Source organism: Streptomyces sp. NPDC047028 (assembly GCF_040644095.1).
Taxonomy (GTDB): domain Bacteria; phylum Actinomycetota; class Actinomycetes; order Streptomycetales; family Streptomycetaceae; genus Streptomyces.
The window spans coordinates 1-13,554 of the sequence record NZ_JBEYVS010000085.1 but is presented as its reverse complement, the minus strand read 5'-3'; the positions used below and the strand labels follow the sequence as shown (position 1 = coordinate 13,554).

The 13,554-nt window shown below is 64.6% G+C and carries 11 protein-coding genes; 5 read left to right on the top strand and 6 right to left on the bottom strand.

The window, feature by feature from the left end:
* Window positions 1-60: 60 nt before the first annotated feature.
* The 5 genes from ABZ854_RS36245 to ABZ854_RS36225 all read right to left on the bottom strand — a co-directional run bounded on the left by ABZ854_RS36245 (window position 61) and on the right by ABZ854_RS36225 (window position 5,164).
* A complete protein-coding gene (locus ABZ854_RS36245) occupies window positions 61-441 on the bottom strand; it encodes a hypothetical protein (RefSeq protein ID WP_361220062.1) in 381 nt (126 codons plus the stop codon).
* A 153-nt stretch (window positions 442-594) separates the two neighbouring features.
* Window positions 595-2,460 carry a DUF2637 domain-containing protein gene (locus ABZ854_RS36240; RefSeq protein ID WP_361220060.1) on the bottom strand — a complete coding sequence of 622 codons (1,866 nt, stop codon included), beginning with the start codon at window positions 2,458-2,460 and terminating at the stop codon, window positions 595-597.
* Window positions 2,461-2,738: 278 nt separating this feature from the next.
* Window positions 2,739-2,885, bottom strand: coding sequence for a hypothetical protein (locus ABZ854_RS36235; RefSeq protein ID WP_361220057.1), 147 nt, complete (start codon window positions 2,883-2,885; stop codon window positions 2,739-2,741).
* A gap of 154 nt (window positions 2,886-3,039) precedes the next feature.
* Window positions 3,040-3,663 (bottom strand): 2'-5' RNA ligase family protein, encoded by a 624-nt coding sequence (locus ABZ854_RS36230; protein ID WP_361220054.1) that lies wholly within the window; start codon window positions 3,661-3,663, stop codon window positions 3,040-3,042.
* 13 nt (window positions 3,664-3,676) lie between these two features.
* Complete coding sequence (locus tag ABZ854_RS36225) at window positions 3,677-5,164, bottom strand: XRE family transcriptional regulator (protein WP_361220052.1); 1,488 nt, start codon at window positions 5,162-5,164, stop codon at window positions 3,677-3,679.
* A 516-nt stretch (window positions 5,165-5,680) separates the two neighbouring features.
* On the opposite strand from ABZ854_RS36225, the gene ABZ854_RS36220 reads away from it, so the two are divergent.
* The 4 genes from ABZ854_RS36220 to ABZ854_RS36205 all read left to right on the top strand — a co-directional run bounded on the left by ABZ854_RS36220 (window position 5,681) and on the right by ABZ854_RS36205 (window position 8,260).
* Window positions 5,681-6,076, top strand: coding sequence for a DUF6415 family natural product biosynthesis protein (locus ABZ854_RS36220; RefSeq protein ID WP_361220049.1), 396 nt, complete (start codon window positions 5,681-5,683; stop codon window positions 6,074-6,076).
* Between the two features lie 217 nt (window positions 6,077-6,293).
* Entirely contained in the window at window positions 6,294-6,587 is a 294-nt protein-coding gene (locus ABZ854_RS36215; RefSeq protein ID WP_361220045.1) for a hypothetical protein, read from the top strand.
* A gap of 7 nt (window positions 6,588-6,594) precedes the next feature.
* On the top strand, window positions 6,595-6,948 hold the full coding sequence (locus ABZ854_RS36210) for an MvdC/MvdD family ATP grasp protein (protein ID WP_361220042.1): 354 nt from the start codon (window positions 6,595-6,597) through the stop codon (window positions 6,946-6,948).
* A 409-nt stretch (window positions 6,949-7,357) separates the two neighbouring features.
* Complete coding sequence (locus ABZ854_RS36205; protein ID WP_361220039.1) at window positions 7,358-8,260, top strand: TauD/TfdA family dioxygenase; 903 nt, start codon at window positions 7,358-7,360, stop codon at window positions 8,258-8,260.
* Between the two features lie 178 nt (window positions 8,261-8,438).
* On the opposite strand, the gene ABZ854_RS36200 is transcribed toward ABZ854_RS36205, so the two are convergent.
* Entirely contained in the window at window positions 8,439-8,990 is a 552-nt protein-coding gene (locus tag ABZ854_RS36200) for a hypothetical protein (RefSeq protein WP_361220036.1), read from the bottom strand.
* A 951-nt stretch (window positions 8,991-9,941) separates the two neighbouring features.
* Here ABZ854_RS36200 and ABZ854_RS36195 point away from each other — a divergent pair.
* Window positions 9,942-12,785, top strand: a complete 2,844-nt coding sequence (locus ABZ854_RS36195; protein WP_361220034.1) for an AAA family ATPase — start codon at window positions 9,942-9,944, stop codon at window positions 12,783-12,785.
* Window positions 12,786-13,554: the final 769 nt, after the last annotated feature.

Sequence of the window (13,554 nt, the reverse complement as noted above, 5' to 3'; positions counted from 1 at the left end):
GAGCCGACGTGCTCTTCGCAATGCTCCGCGACGGCACCTTCTACCAGCCACCAACCCCAATCACCCCTTGACCAAAGTCATAGGGGCACCCCCCCATGTTTCCCGTACGGTCTGCGCAACCGCGTGCACGTGCTCAGCAAGTTCGTCGTCCAGGCCGACGACTCCCCCGCCCTGGGCACGTCCGGTGCCGATGACCGGCCCGTGGATCGGGTACAGGGCGATGCCTCGCCCGGCGCTCGCCAGGGCCCATGCGGTGATGTTCTGCGCGAGCCCGATCACGCGCCGGCCCCCGTGGATGTGCAGGAGGGCCCGTCGGTGGTAGACGCCTTGATCAACCGCGTCGGTCGCTCCGATGTGGTGTGGGATCGCGGAGTCCGCATCGGCCTCCGGCAGGTCGAGCTCCGTGACGGTGGTGTCGGGGGCAATGCTCAGGACGCGCACAGTTCCTCCGGTCTCGGTGGCCGGTGCGCAGCGCGCAGACCGCTGTGCGTGCTAGATACACAATCTTGCCCTGACCTGCAGTTCTTCTTGATTCGCAGGCGTTGGCGCTGACTGGCTTGCTGGTGCGCGGTGACGAGCAGTGGGCGCGGCTTGCTACTGCTGTGGCTGCGTGTGGTGGCGGGTCAGTGTCTGCCAGCGTCGTTCGAAGTCGGTGGCCTGCTCGGCGACGTAGTCGGCTGTGAGGGGCCGGTTGTGCTGCGCGGTGATCCCGTGGGCTGCGCACTCCTGCGCAATGGCGTCGAGCGACGGGGCTTGGTTACGCACCCGCTGTTCCGCCCAGAGGTTGTAGACACGGAATGGCAGGAGGTAGCGGCGCAGGGTGGAGGGGCTGACCGGCTTTCCACCGCGGCCGGTCATGCCCTTCGTGCTGGCGAGGTAGGCGGAGAGCTCCTCGGCCTTGGGTTCCTCGCCGTGCTCGGTCTGGTACTCGGTCCAGGCGAGGTAGTACCGGTCGACGGTGGTGAGCGCGGCCGGCTTCCCGGTCGCGTCGTCCTCGCCCGGCGGGTCGTCGATAGGGGCGCTCACCCGGGGGCTGCGCGTCTCCTTGGCGGGGTGCGCGCCCTCGCCGGCCGGTGTCTCCTCAGGTTCGTCCTGGTTCGGGAGGAGCTCGCCGGTGGAGGCCTGCGCAGCGGGCTCGGTGACTTCCCCATCGGCGGGCAGCTCTGTCTCGTCGAACTCGCGCTGCCGGAAGGTGGAGACGAAGTACTGCAGGTCCGCGCCCGTGAGGGGCCGGCCGTTGCCGCTGGTGATCTGGTCCCGTTCGTAGACGTAAGCGGCGAGGGCGGCCGCATCCGGGCGCGCCCCATGCTCCTGTTCGTACGCGAGCCAGGCGTTGTAGAAGTAGTCACCCCATCCGTCGTCCGCTTCGTTCGGAGCTTGAGGTTCGCTCTTGCCGTCTGCTATAGGCCTGTGGCGCTGTTTGAGGAGTTGCAGCAGGGGTTCGAGCTGCTCCTCGGACAGTGGCCCGCCGGCCGCGGTGGCGATGCCGTACCGGTCTTGAAGCCACAGTGCGAACTGCTGACTCGTGGGCTCACATCCGAAGGCCGCGATCCAGTCCTGGTAGGCGCTGGGGAGGTGTGGGGTGTTCCGTTCGTCCGCCAGGCCGTGCGACGGCTCCAGGGGTGCGGTTCGCGGCTGCTCCACCGGCTGGGATCGGGTGCCGGGCCCCAGCACTCGTTCCTTCTCCTGGTCGACGGCGGCCTCGAGTTCGGGGCTTGGCCGCTGAGCGGGAACCGCGGCCCGCTCGACGGTGAACTGAACGGGCAGCTCGTCAATGCCCGCGGCGGCAAGACCAGCCGTGGCCGTCTCGGCCAGAGGCACGCCGAAGCGGGCGAGGCGGAGCGGCATCAGCGATTCCACCGGGGCCTTGCGGCGCCAGGCCCGGCCGAAGCGGGAGCGCAGGCTGGCCTGGTAGACGAGGCGTTCCTGCTCGAACTTGATGAGCTGGTCGTAGGAGCGGAGCTCCCACAGCTTCATGCGGCGCCAGAGCAGGAAGGTGGGGATCGGCGAGAGGAGCCAACGGGTGAGGCGAACGCCTTCCATGTGCTTGTCGGCGGTGATGTCGGCGATCCTGCCGACCGCGTGCCGGGCCGCCTCGACCGCGACGACGAACAGGACCGGGATCACCGCGTGCATGCCCACGCCCAGCGGGTCGGGCCAGGCGGCCGCCCCGTTGAAGGCGATGGTGGCGGCCGTCAGGAGCCAGGCCGTCTGCCGGAGCAGCGGGAAAGGGATACGGATCCAGGACAGCAGCAGGTCCAGGGCCAAAAGGACGCAGATACCAGCGTCGATGCCGACCGGGAAGACGTAGGCGAAGGTGCCAAAGCCCTTCTTGACCGCCAGTTCACGGACCGCCGTGTAAGAACCGGCGAAACCGATACCCGCGATGACCACGGCGCCTGCAACGACCACACACACGAGCACGCGGTGTAGCCGGGTCAACTGCAGTGGCGCGGCCACCCATTACCCCCCTCCAAAATCAGGCGTGACTCTCACCCTGTCATGTACGCCTAGGCAATGGTGGCTTGTCCACTCGCTCACGGGCCGACGGCGCGAGCCAACGCCGGTGCCGAGCAGAACCGGTGTGCACCGCGCAGCGCGGCGCTCAGTCCCTGCTGGATCGCCCGGCTGTCGAGACGCACGGCCAGCACGTCGGACAGCGTGCTGTGGGCCCTCGGGCAGCCGGGCGACGTCGAGACCGTCGCCCCTGGCAATGAGGATGCCGAGCTCATGCAGGATCACCGCGGCTGCAGCCGCAGGTAGATGCCGACGGTCTCGTTCTCGGCGAGCAGCCGCGCAGCATCCGGCTCACGCAGCGGGCGCCCTCTCGGACGCGTGATCGGCACGGTGTTCCGCAGTTCCGGAGTCTTGCGCCCGTCGCCCACGATGGCGCATCGTTGTCGCCCACCGCCTCACCGAAGTCGTACAGATCCGGCTCTACCGGGGGCGGTGGACTGTCGTCCTTGCCGCTCACCCGGGTGGAAAGGATGGTTCGGGCCCCAGCCGCTCCTGTCCGAGCTGCCGGGGGCCCGCGGTTGTTCAGCCCAGCGGCACGGGGGCGAAGGGCTCCCACTCGTACATCTGGTTGTCGCGGTGAAGCACGATGAGTTCAGCGCTGGTGATGCGGGCGTGAGCCGGAGTGAGGTCGAGCCCGTCGAGGGCTTGGCGGATGAGGTCGGCCGGACCGTCGCTGGCGCTGTAGGCGACGGAGACGTGCGGTGTGAAGCCGTCGGCGTTCTCAGGAACCTCTTCGAGGACGTCACCGATCGCGCTTCGGATCGCGTCCCGCACCGCGTGGACGGGGCCGTCCGGGTGGACGTGCAGCAGGACGGCCTCCGGGTCCGGGACGTGCGGACCGATCTGGAGGTTGAAGGCCGGCACGGCGGCGAGCCGGACCTTCGCGGCGTCGACGATGGCCTGGACGTCCTGTTCGTTGACCTCGCCGACGAACCCGATCCCCTGCATGGTCAGGTGCAGCCACCGGTCCGGGATAGGAGTCACGATGTTACCGAGGGGCTCCAGTGCGCTGCGGTACTGGGCGGCGAGCTGGTGTACGTCATCTTGGCCTTCGAAGGTCAGGTGCCAGGTGTAGAAGCGGCGCCCCACGCTCCAACCGGGCCGCCACCACCAGTGGTTGCGCATGCTGTCAAAGGAAGGACTCATGGGCGCGATCAAATCAGGCGCAGCCCTCGCCTGGCGAGAGCGCAAGCTGGCGCGAAGCGGAGTTCACGCAGAACTCTTCGATGGCAGCGCGCAGGCCGACCGAGGCGACGCCGGTGGCGCAGGGTCGGCGGCCGATCCCTGCGGAGAGTTCGCTGAGGCGGCGGGCGACCGGGGCCAGGCGGTGGTCGGGGGGAAGAGCCAGCACGGGCGTCAGCGCCTCGAGCGCGCCCTCGGCCTCACCGGTGGACAGGTGTGCGGCGGCCTGGCTGATGTGGATCTGGGCCTCCGTGCCGTAGGCCCTGACTCGCTGCGCCGACAGGAGGTTCAGGGCCTCTTCCGCAGCATGCAGCGCGTCGGCGGGCTGACCGGCGCGCAGCTGGACCGCCGCGGCGTAGTTCTGCTGGCGTGCGGGTTCACAGGCAAAGATACCGCCCACTTCGTCTTCGCCGTGCGCGGCATTTCTGGCATCCTCGGCGCGGGCCAGCGCGGCGAGCGCTTCGGACCCGGCTCCGAGTTCCGACCAGGCGTCGGCCTCCTGGCAAGCCAGCAGAACGGTGACGGAGCCCGAGGAACGGTAGCTGCCGCCGCGGCGAGCGAAGGTGATGGCCTCACGCAGCCGCCCGTCCCAGAACGCCACCTTGGACCGTGTCGAAAGCACCCAGGCGCGCAGGTCGTTGTGGCCGGAGAGTTCTGCGCACAGCCACGCCGTACGGCCTTGCGTTTCGGCGTCCCGGAGCTGGCCAAGGTCGGAGGACATCCAGGCGAGTAGCCCGCACAGGTAGCCGGCGTAGACGTAGAGGTCGGCGGACTGGCGCGGATACTGGTGGCCTTCGAGCAGGCTGAAGACGCGGTCGCGTAGCGCCCGGGTGCGTAGGAAGAGGCCGACCGGATCGGAGATGAGATAGTCGGACGCCAGGGCTCGTGTCTCGGCCATCAGTTGTTCGAGCGCGATGTCGCCGACGTTGCTGGCCTCAGCCCAGATCGCCCACGTGGCTGACTCGTCTGCGGCGAGATGCACGAGGTCTGGGCCGGTCGGCTCCAGCGTCTGAGCAGTCGACGACAAGATGGTCGCCCGAGCGGGCTCGGTGACGGGCTCCTCGGCGTGGCCGGTCAGCACACGCAGATCTGTGTCGGGCAGGTTGCGCCGGTCGTCCAGGTCGAGAACGTCTGTGACTCGGCATCCAAAGGCGTCAGCCATGGCGAGCAGCACGGGCAGGCTCGGCCGTCGTGAGGACGGTGCGGGCCACTTCTCCCACTTGCCGACCAGGGAGGCGTCGGCTGCGACTGCTCCGCCTGGCCGCTGGAGGCTGGCCCGAGTGATGCGGTCGGCGGTCTCCTGGAGGGTCCAGCCGTGGGCATGCCGCCAAGCCTCACGGGGGCGCATTCGGTAGCGCGTGCGCATCTCGATAGAGATGTCCGCGACGGTGCAAGCCGCAGCGGCCATGTCGTGTCGGAGGGCATCCCGGTCGGCTTTCGAGCCGGGCTTCATAGGCGCGTTCATCGGCATGCTCCCTGAACCGTGGGCTTGCTGACTTCACGGTAGCTGCGACGTCGCTCTCTTGAGTGTCCGTCAGCCGCAAATCGCTGCGCGAGCCGCCCAACAGAGTGTCCAGACAACCGCCTTCGAGCTGGCCAGAGCAGGCGCTGAGCGTCCAGAAAACTTGGTCACGGCTGCCCGTGACGCCAACTGCGTTCCTTGGAACCGTAGAAGAGCACCCGAAGCAACACCCTCCCGGGACACATGAACCCCCGCGACCGTGCGACCGATCCGGGGGCATGGCCAACGCTCAGAGACGAAAGGGAGCGTCGACATGACGAACGGTACCGCCCGGCCCCCGGCCAGCGCACGGGGCAGCGGGATGACGATGCGTGTCTACACGGTGGACCGCAACGGTCTGATTAATCAGGACGGCGGCACAGTCACCGTGACGCCCGGAAACCAGCGGCTGCCCATGCTGAGCACCGCCTACCCGCCGTGCGCGTGCCCCCGGTGCCGGGCCGGACGGGCGGGGGGCCGATGAACGCCGCAGTGCACAGCGACAGCGACACCGCCATGGTGGACATCCCGACGATGCGGGAGACCGTGGCCTTTCTCCTGGGCCCCGACGACGACCGCGAGGTACTCCCCCCGGCACCGGCTGAGCTGGACGCCCTCACCGCGATGCTGCGCGGCTACCTGGCGCTGGTGATCCCCGAGGTGGAGGAGAAGGTTCGACAGCTGCCGAAGGACAGCGTCTCGAGCTACTGCGCCCGCGCCTGCATCGGCGAGGCGACCCGGAAGCTCCGCGTCGGCGACGGCGACACGCAACTCATCCGCGTCGCCAACGCGCGCAAGCTCGCCCGCTCCCTCAAGGCTCTGTGCGACCACTACGAGCGGCTGACCTGCGAAGCCCCCGCGAGCGAGCAGTCGTGAAGGCCATCGCCAGCCTGCTCGTGTTCGTGGCGACCGTGACCGGTCCCGTCCTCGTTCTGGTGCTCGCGAGGACCTCGTACTGACGCACCCCCATGGCGGCCGCTCCGGGTCAGGGCCGCACCCAGGACGCCCGTCCCGTCGGTGTCCCGCAAGACGCCGCCGGCGGGGCCGGGTCTCGCCAGCCGTGCCATCCACCACCCAGTCAAGGAGAAACGAAGTGACCGTCATTGATGTGTGGGAAGCCTTCCCGCTCACGCCCGAGGGCGGATGTATCCCGCACAGCACCGAGCGGCCGACGGGTTCCGGCAGCCGCCCGTGGATCCTCCGCTTCGCCCGGACCTCCGATGCGACGCAGACAGTCGTTGTGCCGCCCGCGGTGTACGACGAGGAGCTGCAGATGTCCGTCGGCCTCTACGACGGGCCCCTGCCGTACATGCAGACGCATACCCCGACCGTCCCGGACGGCAGCGTGTCGAACCCCCCGAGTCTCTACGAGGGCCCGAAGGACTGATGCCCTGATGCCCGCCGTTCTCGTGAGCGCGGCCCGCGACGACTGGCCGACCGACCGGGTCGTCAAGGCGCTCACCGACGGCGGCGCGGAGGTGTTCCGCATGGACACCGCGGAGTTCCCGCTGGTTTTGGCCCTCTCCGGGCGTATCGACGCCTGGCTAGGCTGGTCCGGCGGCCTCGCCACTGCGCTGCGCGCCGTCGATCTCGCCGACATCACCGCCGTGTGCTACCGCACCCCGAACGCCTTCGCCCTGCCGCCCGCCATATCGGAGCCCGATCGGCGGTTCGCCGCCGCGCAGGCCCGCTCAAGCCGAAACCGCTGCCCGCCGCCCACGACCTCGGTGGCCGCGGCCTGTTCCTAGTCAACGCCCTCGTGCCGGAAGTCCACGCCAGAGCCGAGGTCCTCCCAGAGACCGCCACGGGCGGCAAGCAGATCGTCATCCGCCTTCCCCTGGCTCCCGCTACGGCCTCATCCATCCCCCGCATCAGACAGCGGCGACAGCGCCGTCGACGACATGCACCTCCCACCGCCATACCCCCGTCTGTACCGGCTGCAAGCCCCTGCACACAGCACAAACCCGCTGTCGGTCACTGCTCCCCGAACGGTTCCATCGAACTAACGCCGACCAGCGCCGGTATTCCTGGTGATACTCACGGCCCCGAGGCCCCCATGTCCCCACGAGACTCACTCGCTGCCGGACCGCCTTCAGCGACAGAACGACAGCGGCACCCGACGACACCCCGAATATCCCAAGAGACAGGAAACTCCGCGTGTTCATCGACATCCCGAGCGAACTCGAAGCCGCTCTGATCGACCTTCCTCTCCCTACGTGGAAACTGGACGGCTCGTTCCTGGCGAAGTCCACCATGGAGCGGTACCGGACCGAGCTGGGGGCCACCCCCCGGTTCGAGGAGACCGCCGCGACGCTGCGCCGCGCCCTGACCGGGGAGGGCGGCGGATACGCCGTGCTGCGCCTGGGGACCCTCGCCAAGGCGCTGGGGATCGACGACGACCGGTTCCTGCGGCTGGCGACGGGCTTCGCGGCCGAGGTGGCAATCCCCTTCTCGCCGTTCCCGCGGTGGCCCCTCTGGAAGGACATCGGGGTCAAGGTCGACAAGGACCCCGGCAAGTCCAGCGGCATCGGGTACAACACGTTCCACATGGACCTGGTGAACGGGACCTTGCCCCCGGACTACACCACGCTCCTGTGCGTTCGCCCCGACCCACTCGGCGGCGGCCCCAGCATCCTCTCCGACGCCCACGCTGCGGTGGCGCGGCTGTCGGAGGACAGCCGCGCCCTGCTGGCCGAGTCGGCCTACCACTACGGGACCTTCTTCGACCTGTTCGACGTGGGCGAGGAGTACAAGCCGCTTCCGATCCTGGATCGCTCCGACCCGGACGAGGAGTTCGTCCGGTTCACCGCCAAGACGCTGGAGAGGTCCGAGCTCGGCCAGGCGCACGCCGACGCCGCCAGGGAACTCGCCGACGAGCTCGTCCGGGGTCAGGTCTCCTTCATGCTCCAGCCCGGGGACTACCTCATCGTGAACCAACGCCGCTTCCTGCACGGTCGGGACGCGCTCCACAGTGGTCAGGAGACCGTCCCGGTCGCCGACCGGCGACTGCTCCTCCAGTTATTCCTGCGCGCGAGGGCCGGCGACGGCTCGGCCGCGTAGCCGACGGCACCGGTGCCCCACCGGGTCCTGCCCCCCGGGTCCAGCCTCCGAGTACGTGGCACGGCCCCGGGGCGGGGCCCGGTCGGGCACCTTCGGAAACCCGGCTGCGTCCGCAGCAGGAGATCGGACTCCTCCTCCGCTGCGCCCCTGGAGCGTGGTCTGCACCTCCCGGGATGGCTCAAGAGCTGGTGTAGCTGAACACCTGCCAGCCCGTGCAGTTCCAGTATGGGCGGTTGTACCCGTCGTGAGCAATTTTGAAGCAATTGTCCATGAAACTTCCCCTGAAGACGGGGCTGCCGACTTGACCGCGAGCCCAAGTCTCCGCCTTGTCCAGGTACTTGTAGTACTGATCTTGCGCGTCCTGTTGAGTGGTGAAGGTACCCCCCACCTTCACGTCCGCCCAGACCGTATAGCAGTGCATGTGCGGATCGGAGGTAGGACCTCCCCAGAGGTACCACTGGCAGTCCATCGGGTTCCAGTCCTTTGGCTTGTTGCTCGGGGTGCCGTCAGGTGAGTACCCATTGCTCCACACAGTGCCCCACTGACCTGACGTGGGGAAGAGCGAAATCCCTGACGCCGATGCCGGGCCGACCGACATCCCCGTCGCAGCAATAACGCCCGCCACGACTACAGAGGCGACTAAAGAAACCCGCCTAAATATGACCTTGCCCATTAAATTCTTAACCATTTCTCTCGGAATCCCTTGCGAGTTGGCCGATGCCAGAACCAACCTAGCAGCTGACACCCTGCCGAACTCGCAGGATCCTGTCAAAAGCAAAAACTACTCCACTAACTGACAAGAAGCCGAAGCTCGTTAGTGGATGAGACTTCCCCTGTGATTGGAACATCGAGTTCTGAATGACCATCAGTTCACGAGGGAGGGCAAATGGACTTCCCGCCAGCTCCCCCAAGAGGCCACCGTGGCATCTCTGAGCGGCTGAGCGGCTGGTGCCCGATCCGTCGGTGCATCGAGTCCGTGAACTTGCGGGCCCCGGAGCGGGGGACCAGGCAGACCCGAATCCTGTGGACCAGGGCAAGTACGGCACGAAGATCCACTTGATCCCGGGCGGACGGGTATGCCCCGTCCTGAGGATATGGCCCGGGCGTACCTGCACGACAGCCAGGCACTGATCCCCTGGTGAAGGACGTACCGGCGATTTCGACGCGGACGCCGAGGGAGGAGGCCGGGCAAACTGACAAGGGATACGACTACGACCACCTGAGGCGATGGTCACGCAAGCGGGGCATCAGACACCGCATCGTCGCAAAAACATCGAGTCCCCAACTCGCCTGACGCCACCGTTGGAGCCTCGAATGTGCGATGTCCCGACTTGCCGGATGCAGTCGACTGCACCGCCGCTACAAGGGCAAAGCCGAGCATTCCCTGGCCCTCACCAGCATCGCTTGCTCCCCCATCTGCTCCGCCGCCCCTCGTCATTCCAGGGGCACCAGCGCCCGCCCGAGCACGGAGGCTCTCGCCGACGCTAACCACAACGCCGGCCCGATCCGCGACGATGCCGTGCCGCCCGAAAAATACGCAGTAGCTGGCCAGCACCTGAGTAGTTTCTACTCTATGATTATCAAGGCTTTATCTGCCTACTGAATGTCTAGTGGGTGTCAAATTTCAACACAGGGACCCACTTCACGACGGCAGCCCAGCCTGCTGCCGTCTTTACAGAAAATGGACCCAAAACTCTTTCACGGGCCTAGTAACACGGGAGAGAGAACTGAAGAGGCGGTTTTAGCATTGAATCACAGCGGCTTCTGCGACGGTCCTCGAATTGACCATTTCATTGGAAGATTGACAGAGCTTTCGACACTGAGGCTGGCAGCAATCCAGGCGTCGGAGGGATACCCGCAACTGGTCTACATAGAGGGTGAACCCGGCATAGGAAAGACCACCCTTCTGCAGAAATTTGCGACTGAACTGTCTGAGTTTACGATCCTTAAGGCCACGGCGGACCGCAATGAAGACAACTTGCCCGGTGCCGTGTTGGGTCAGATCGCGCGCGCGGTGAGCGGGGACACGTTGCAGGCGTACCCGCTTTCAGACGAAGGGATTTCGTCAACCACTCCATTTGCCGCGGGGGCCCAATTGGTGTCGCTGCTCGGGTGCCTACAAGAGGACGGACCAGTAGCAATCGTTCTCGATGACATGCAGTGGATAGACGAGTTCTCGGCCAGGGCACTCACATTTATGATGCGCCGGTTCAGGGCAGACCAAATCCTCTTCATCGTCTCCCTGCGTCGCGACGTCACAGGCGTAAATACAGCAGGATTTACTTCATATCTTCGGAAACACGAGGGTGGCTCGGGGATAAGCCTCAAGGGGTTCCACAAGGAGGAGATCTCGCAGTTGGTTGAAGCCATCCTCGGGAAGACGCTTCCGGATAAATCTATCACGCGTCTCCTAGAACAAACCGGAGGGCATCCTTTGTTTGTCCGAACGCTGCTGGCCGAACTACCTGAGGACGGTCTACTCTGTGGCGAAAATTTATTATCCGCATCGCTGACGGCCGTGATTAGACGAATGTTAGCCACACTACCTCACGAATCTAGGCAGCTTTTAGACTCTCTTGCTGTGCTAGACGCCCGGGTACCCCTATCTCGCGCAGCTTTGATTTCGCAGATAAGTAGTGATTCCGTCACGCAATCCCTTATTCCTCTTCTGAGCTTGGGGCTGGTTGAGTGGTGGCCGCATGAACCGATTACCCCTATTGCGATACGGCACGCGGTCCAGCGTGACGCCGTCTATTTCCTGATTCCGCCGGAGCGGAGACAACGCTTGCACGCCGCAGCTGTTGATGTCGTAGATGGGACGGCAATCTGGGTTCACCGTGTGGCAGCAACAGCGGGGCCCGACGATGAGCTGGCTGCACAGTTGGAGGCTGTAGCACGCAATGAGGTCCAAATGAGTCGGCATGGATTGGCTGGAACGCATTTCCTCTGGGCCGCTGACCTAAGTCTCACTCGGCAAGATCGTGAGCGCCGGTTGCTTTCAGCGGCCCTATCATTACTGGCTGCAAACCAGTTGCGTCAGGTTCTGCGGTATAAGGAACGGATAGAAGCCTCTTCCTTCAGTCCCGCTCGAGATCTGGTACTGATCGCTGTCAATATATTCTCCGGGCGCTATGATGAAGCTACACGGCTGGCTGTACGGCTCCTGGATTTAGTTCGCGCCAATCTCAAGTCGAAGGAACTAGCCCAGGATACAGCGTACTTACTGCCCTGGGGTCTTCTCGTTGGAGAACGCACCTCCGAGGTTGTAGAGAGTGCTCGCTGGGCATTAAATAGCGGCGAACTCGACCCGAAGGCCGCAAGTAGTACCCTGACAATCCTTAGTGGTGCGATAGGCGTCTTGAAAGGGCCACAGGCAGCACTCGACTGCGTATTAGAATTTACTCAATATACTGTTGTCACTAATCCAGCTCACGTGGATGGAATAGGAGCACGTGGCGTATGGGAAGTTTTGGACGGAAAACTATCCAGTGGCTTAAAAAATCTCCAGGCAGCCATGGACCATTCTCGTTCGGGTGCGCCAATCACAGCCTGTCGCCGCCTCTGGGCATACGCAGCTTGGGGACAATTTTTGAAAGGAGAATGGGATGAATCTGTACTCACAGCCGAGATGGCCGTAGATGAGGCTCTGTCAGGAGGCTACACTTTTGACTACTCTTTTGAATACTTGGCAGGGATGTTTGTCCCTGCAGCTCGAGGGCAATGGCAGCAGGCGCAACAACTGCTGGAATTCGTAGAGCAGAGTGCGGCATCTGCTGGGGCTGCTTCTGGCCGGCTAATATCAGGAACAGCGCGTGCTGTCATCGCTCAGACACAAAGTGATTATGGTGCAATGTATGATGCCCTAAGGCCGTGGCACGACCTCTCATTGCGGCATATTGATGCTGCGATGATAGAACGATGGTGGCGGCCTTTGTTGGCCGAAGCTCAATTAGGCACAGGACGCCTGGAGGAAGCAGGTGTCAATCTTGCGAAACTAACAAATGCCATGCATGCGCCATTTATGAGACTGCAGGTGTCTCGGCTCCGTGGTTGGCTACTCATGTGCCAAGGCAGAGCGCGAGAGGCTGCAACGACATTTGATCAAGCGTTAAGCGAAGTAGTTCCCGTAAGCGACGACGCACCAATATTTCGTGCACATGTTCAATTTCAATACGGAAAATGTCTATACGGCCTTGGGCAACGGCGTAAAGCCGGCCAAGAATTTCAGAAGGCGTACGCCATATTTTCCGCACTTCGCGCCATTCCTTACCTGAATGCTTGCGAGATGCAGCTTGCGCGCTGCGGCCTAAGAAGCAATACGAGTCGCAATAAGCGTGACCTTCTCACGGAGCGTGAACGGGAGATAGCTCGGTATATTGGAAAGGGTATGACAAATCGGGAGATAGCTGATCATTTGTACCTGAGTCCAAAAACCGTCGAATATCACTTGGGTAACATGTTTACTAAACTTGCCATTTCTGATCGCAAGGAACTCCGGGGACTTATTCAGGATGGTGCCCTGTGAACTTCAAACCGCGTTTGAGATCTCGGTCTCGGCCACGTGCTCCTGGCGTCAAACCGGCGTGGCAACACATCCGCGCCACGGTGAAGGATGAGGGGCGTGGTCAACATATCTACTGAGGTGATCTCGTGATGTCGTTCTGTTGGTCAGGCGGGTCTGATGAAGCTCCTAATAGATCGTCAAGTGGCATGGGTGAACTGTTCAGATCTGGGGGCGAGTCAGGTAGCCGGGCGACAAACCGTTTCAGGCGGCGCATGACGTCCCTCGTGATCAGGCCCTCGGCGGTGCGTCGGCCGACGTACTCACGGTGTGCTGGTTGTAGCGCATGTGGTCCAGCACGATCGTGTCCAGGGGTTGGCCTGGCGGTCGCCGCCCCGGTTGCGCTGGTAGCGGTGCGTACGGCTGGGCGAGGCCAGCAGCGGGGCGGCGGCGCACAGGTGTGCGAAGGGTGCCTCCAAACGCAGCCGCCGGGTTGTCGCCCGCTGTGGTCAGGAGCTGGCCGGCCGTGTCAGGGCCGATGCAGGCAAGGCGATCTGCCGTGGCGCGGCCGGAGTGACCAGGGGGCAAGCTCGTCCCTGCGACCGCAGCGCCCGCGCGCCGCCCTCCTTCCTCCCACGTCCGCCGCCACCGCCGCACCGACCGCACGTGTCCCGCAGATCCTTGGCGATCACCGAGCACACCTAGAGCCTGTCTCTTTGTCCGGTGATTCTTGTGGGGGGGTGGTTAGTCTGCTGCGATGACGGACAGCGAGCTGATCGTTGACCTGCGGGGT

Excerpts from the sequence above, each read along its gene's own strand:
- ABZ854_RS36230 (WP_361220054.1), bottom strand. The coding sequence starts at position 3,663 with ATGAGTCCTTCCTTTGACAGCATGCGCAACCACTGGTGGTGGCGGCCC.
- ABZ854_RS36225 (WP_361220052.1), bottom strand. The coding sequence starts at position 5,164 with ATGAACGCGCCTATGAAGCCCGGCTCGAAAGCCGACCGGGATGCCCTC.
- ABZ854_RS36220 (WP_361220049.1), top strand. The coding sequence starts at position 5,681 with ATGAACGCCGCAGTGCACAGCGACAGCGACACCGCCATGGTGGACATC.
- ABZ854_RS36210 (WP_361220042.1), top strand. The coding sequence starts at position 6,595 with ATGCCCGCCGTTCTCGTGAGCGCGGCCCGCGACGACTGGCCGACCGAC.
- ABZ854_RS36195 (WP_361220034.1), top strand. The coding sequence starts at position 9,942 with ATGGACCCAAAACTCTTTCACGGGCCTAGTAACACGGGAGAGAGAACT.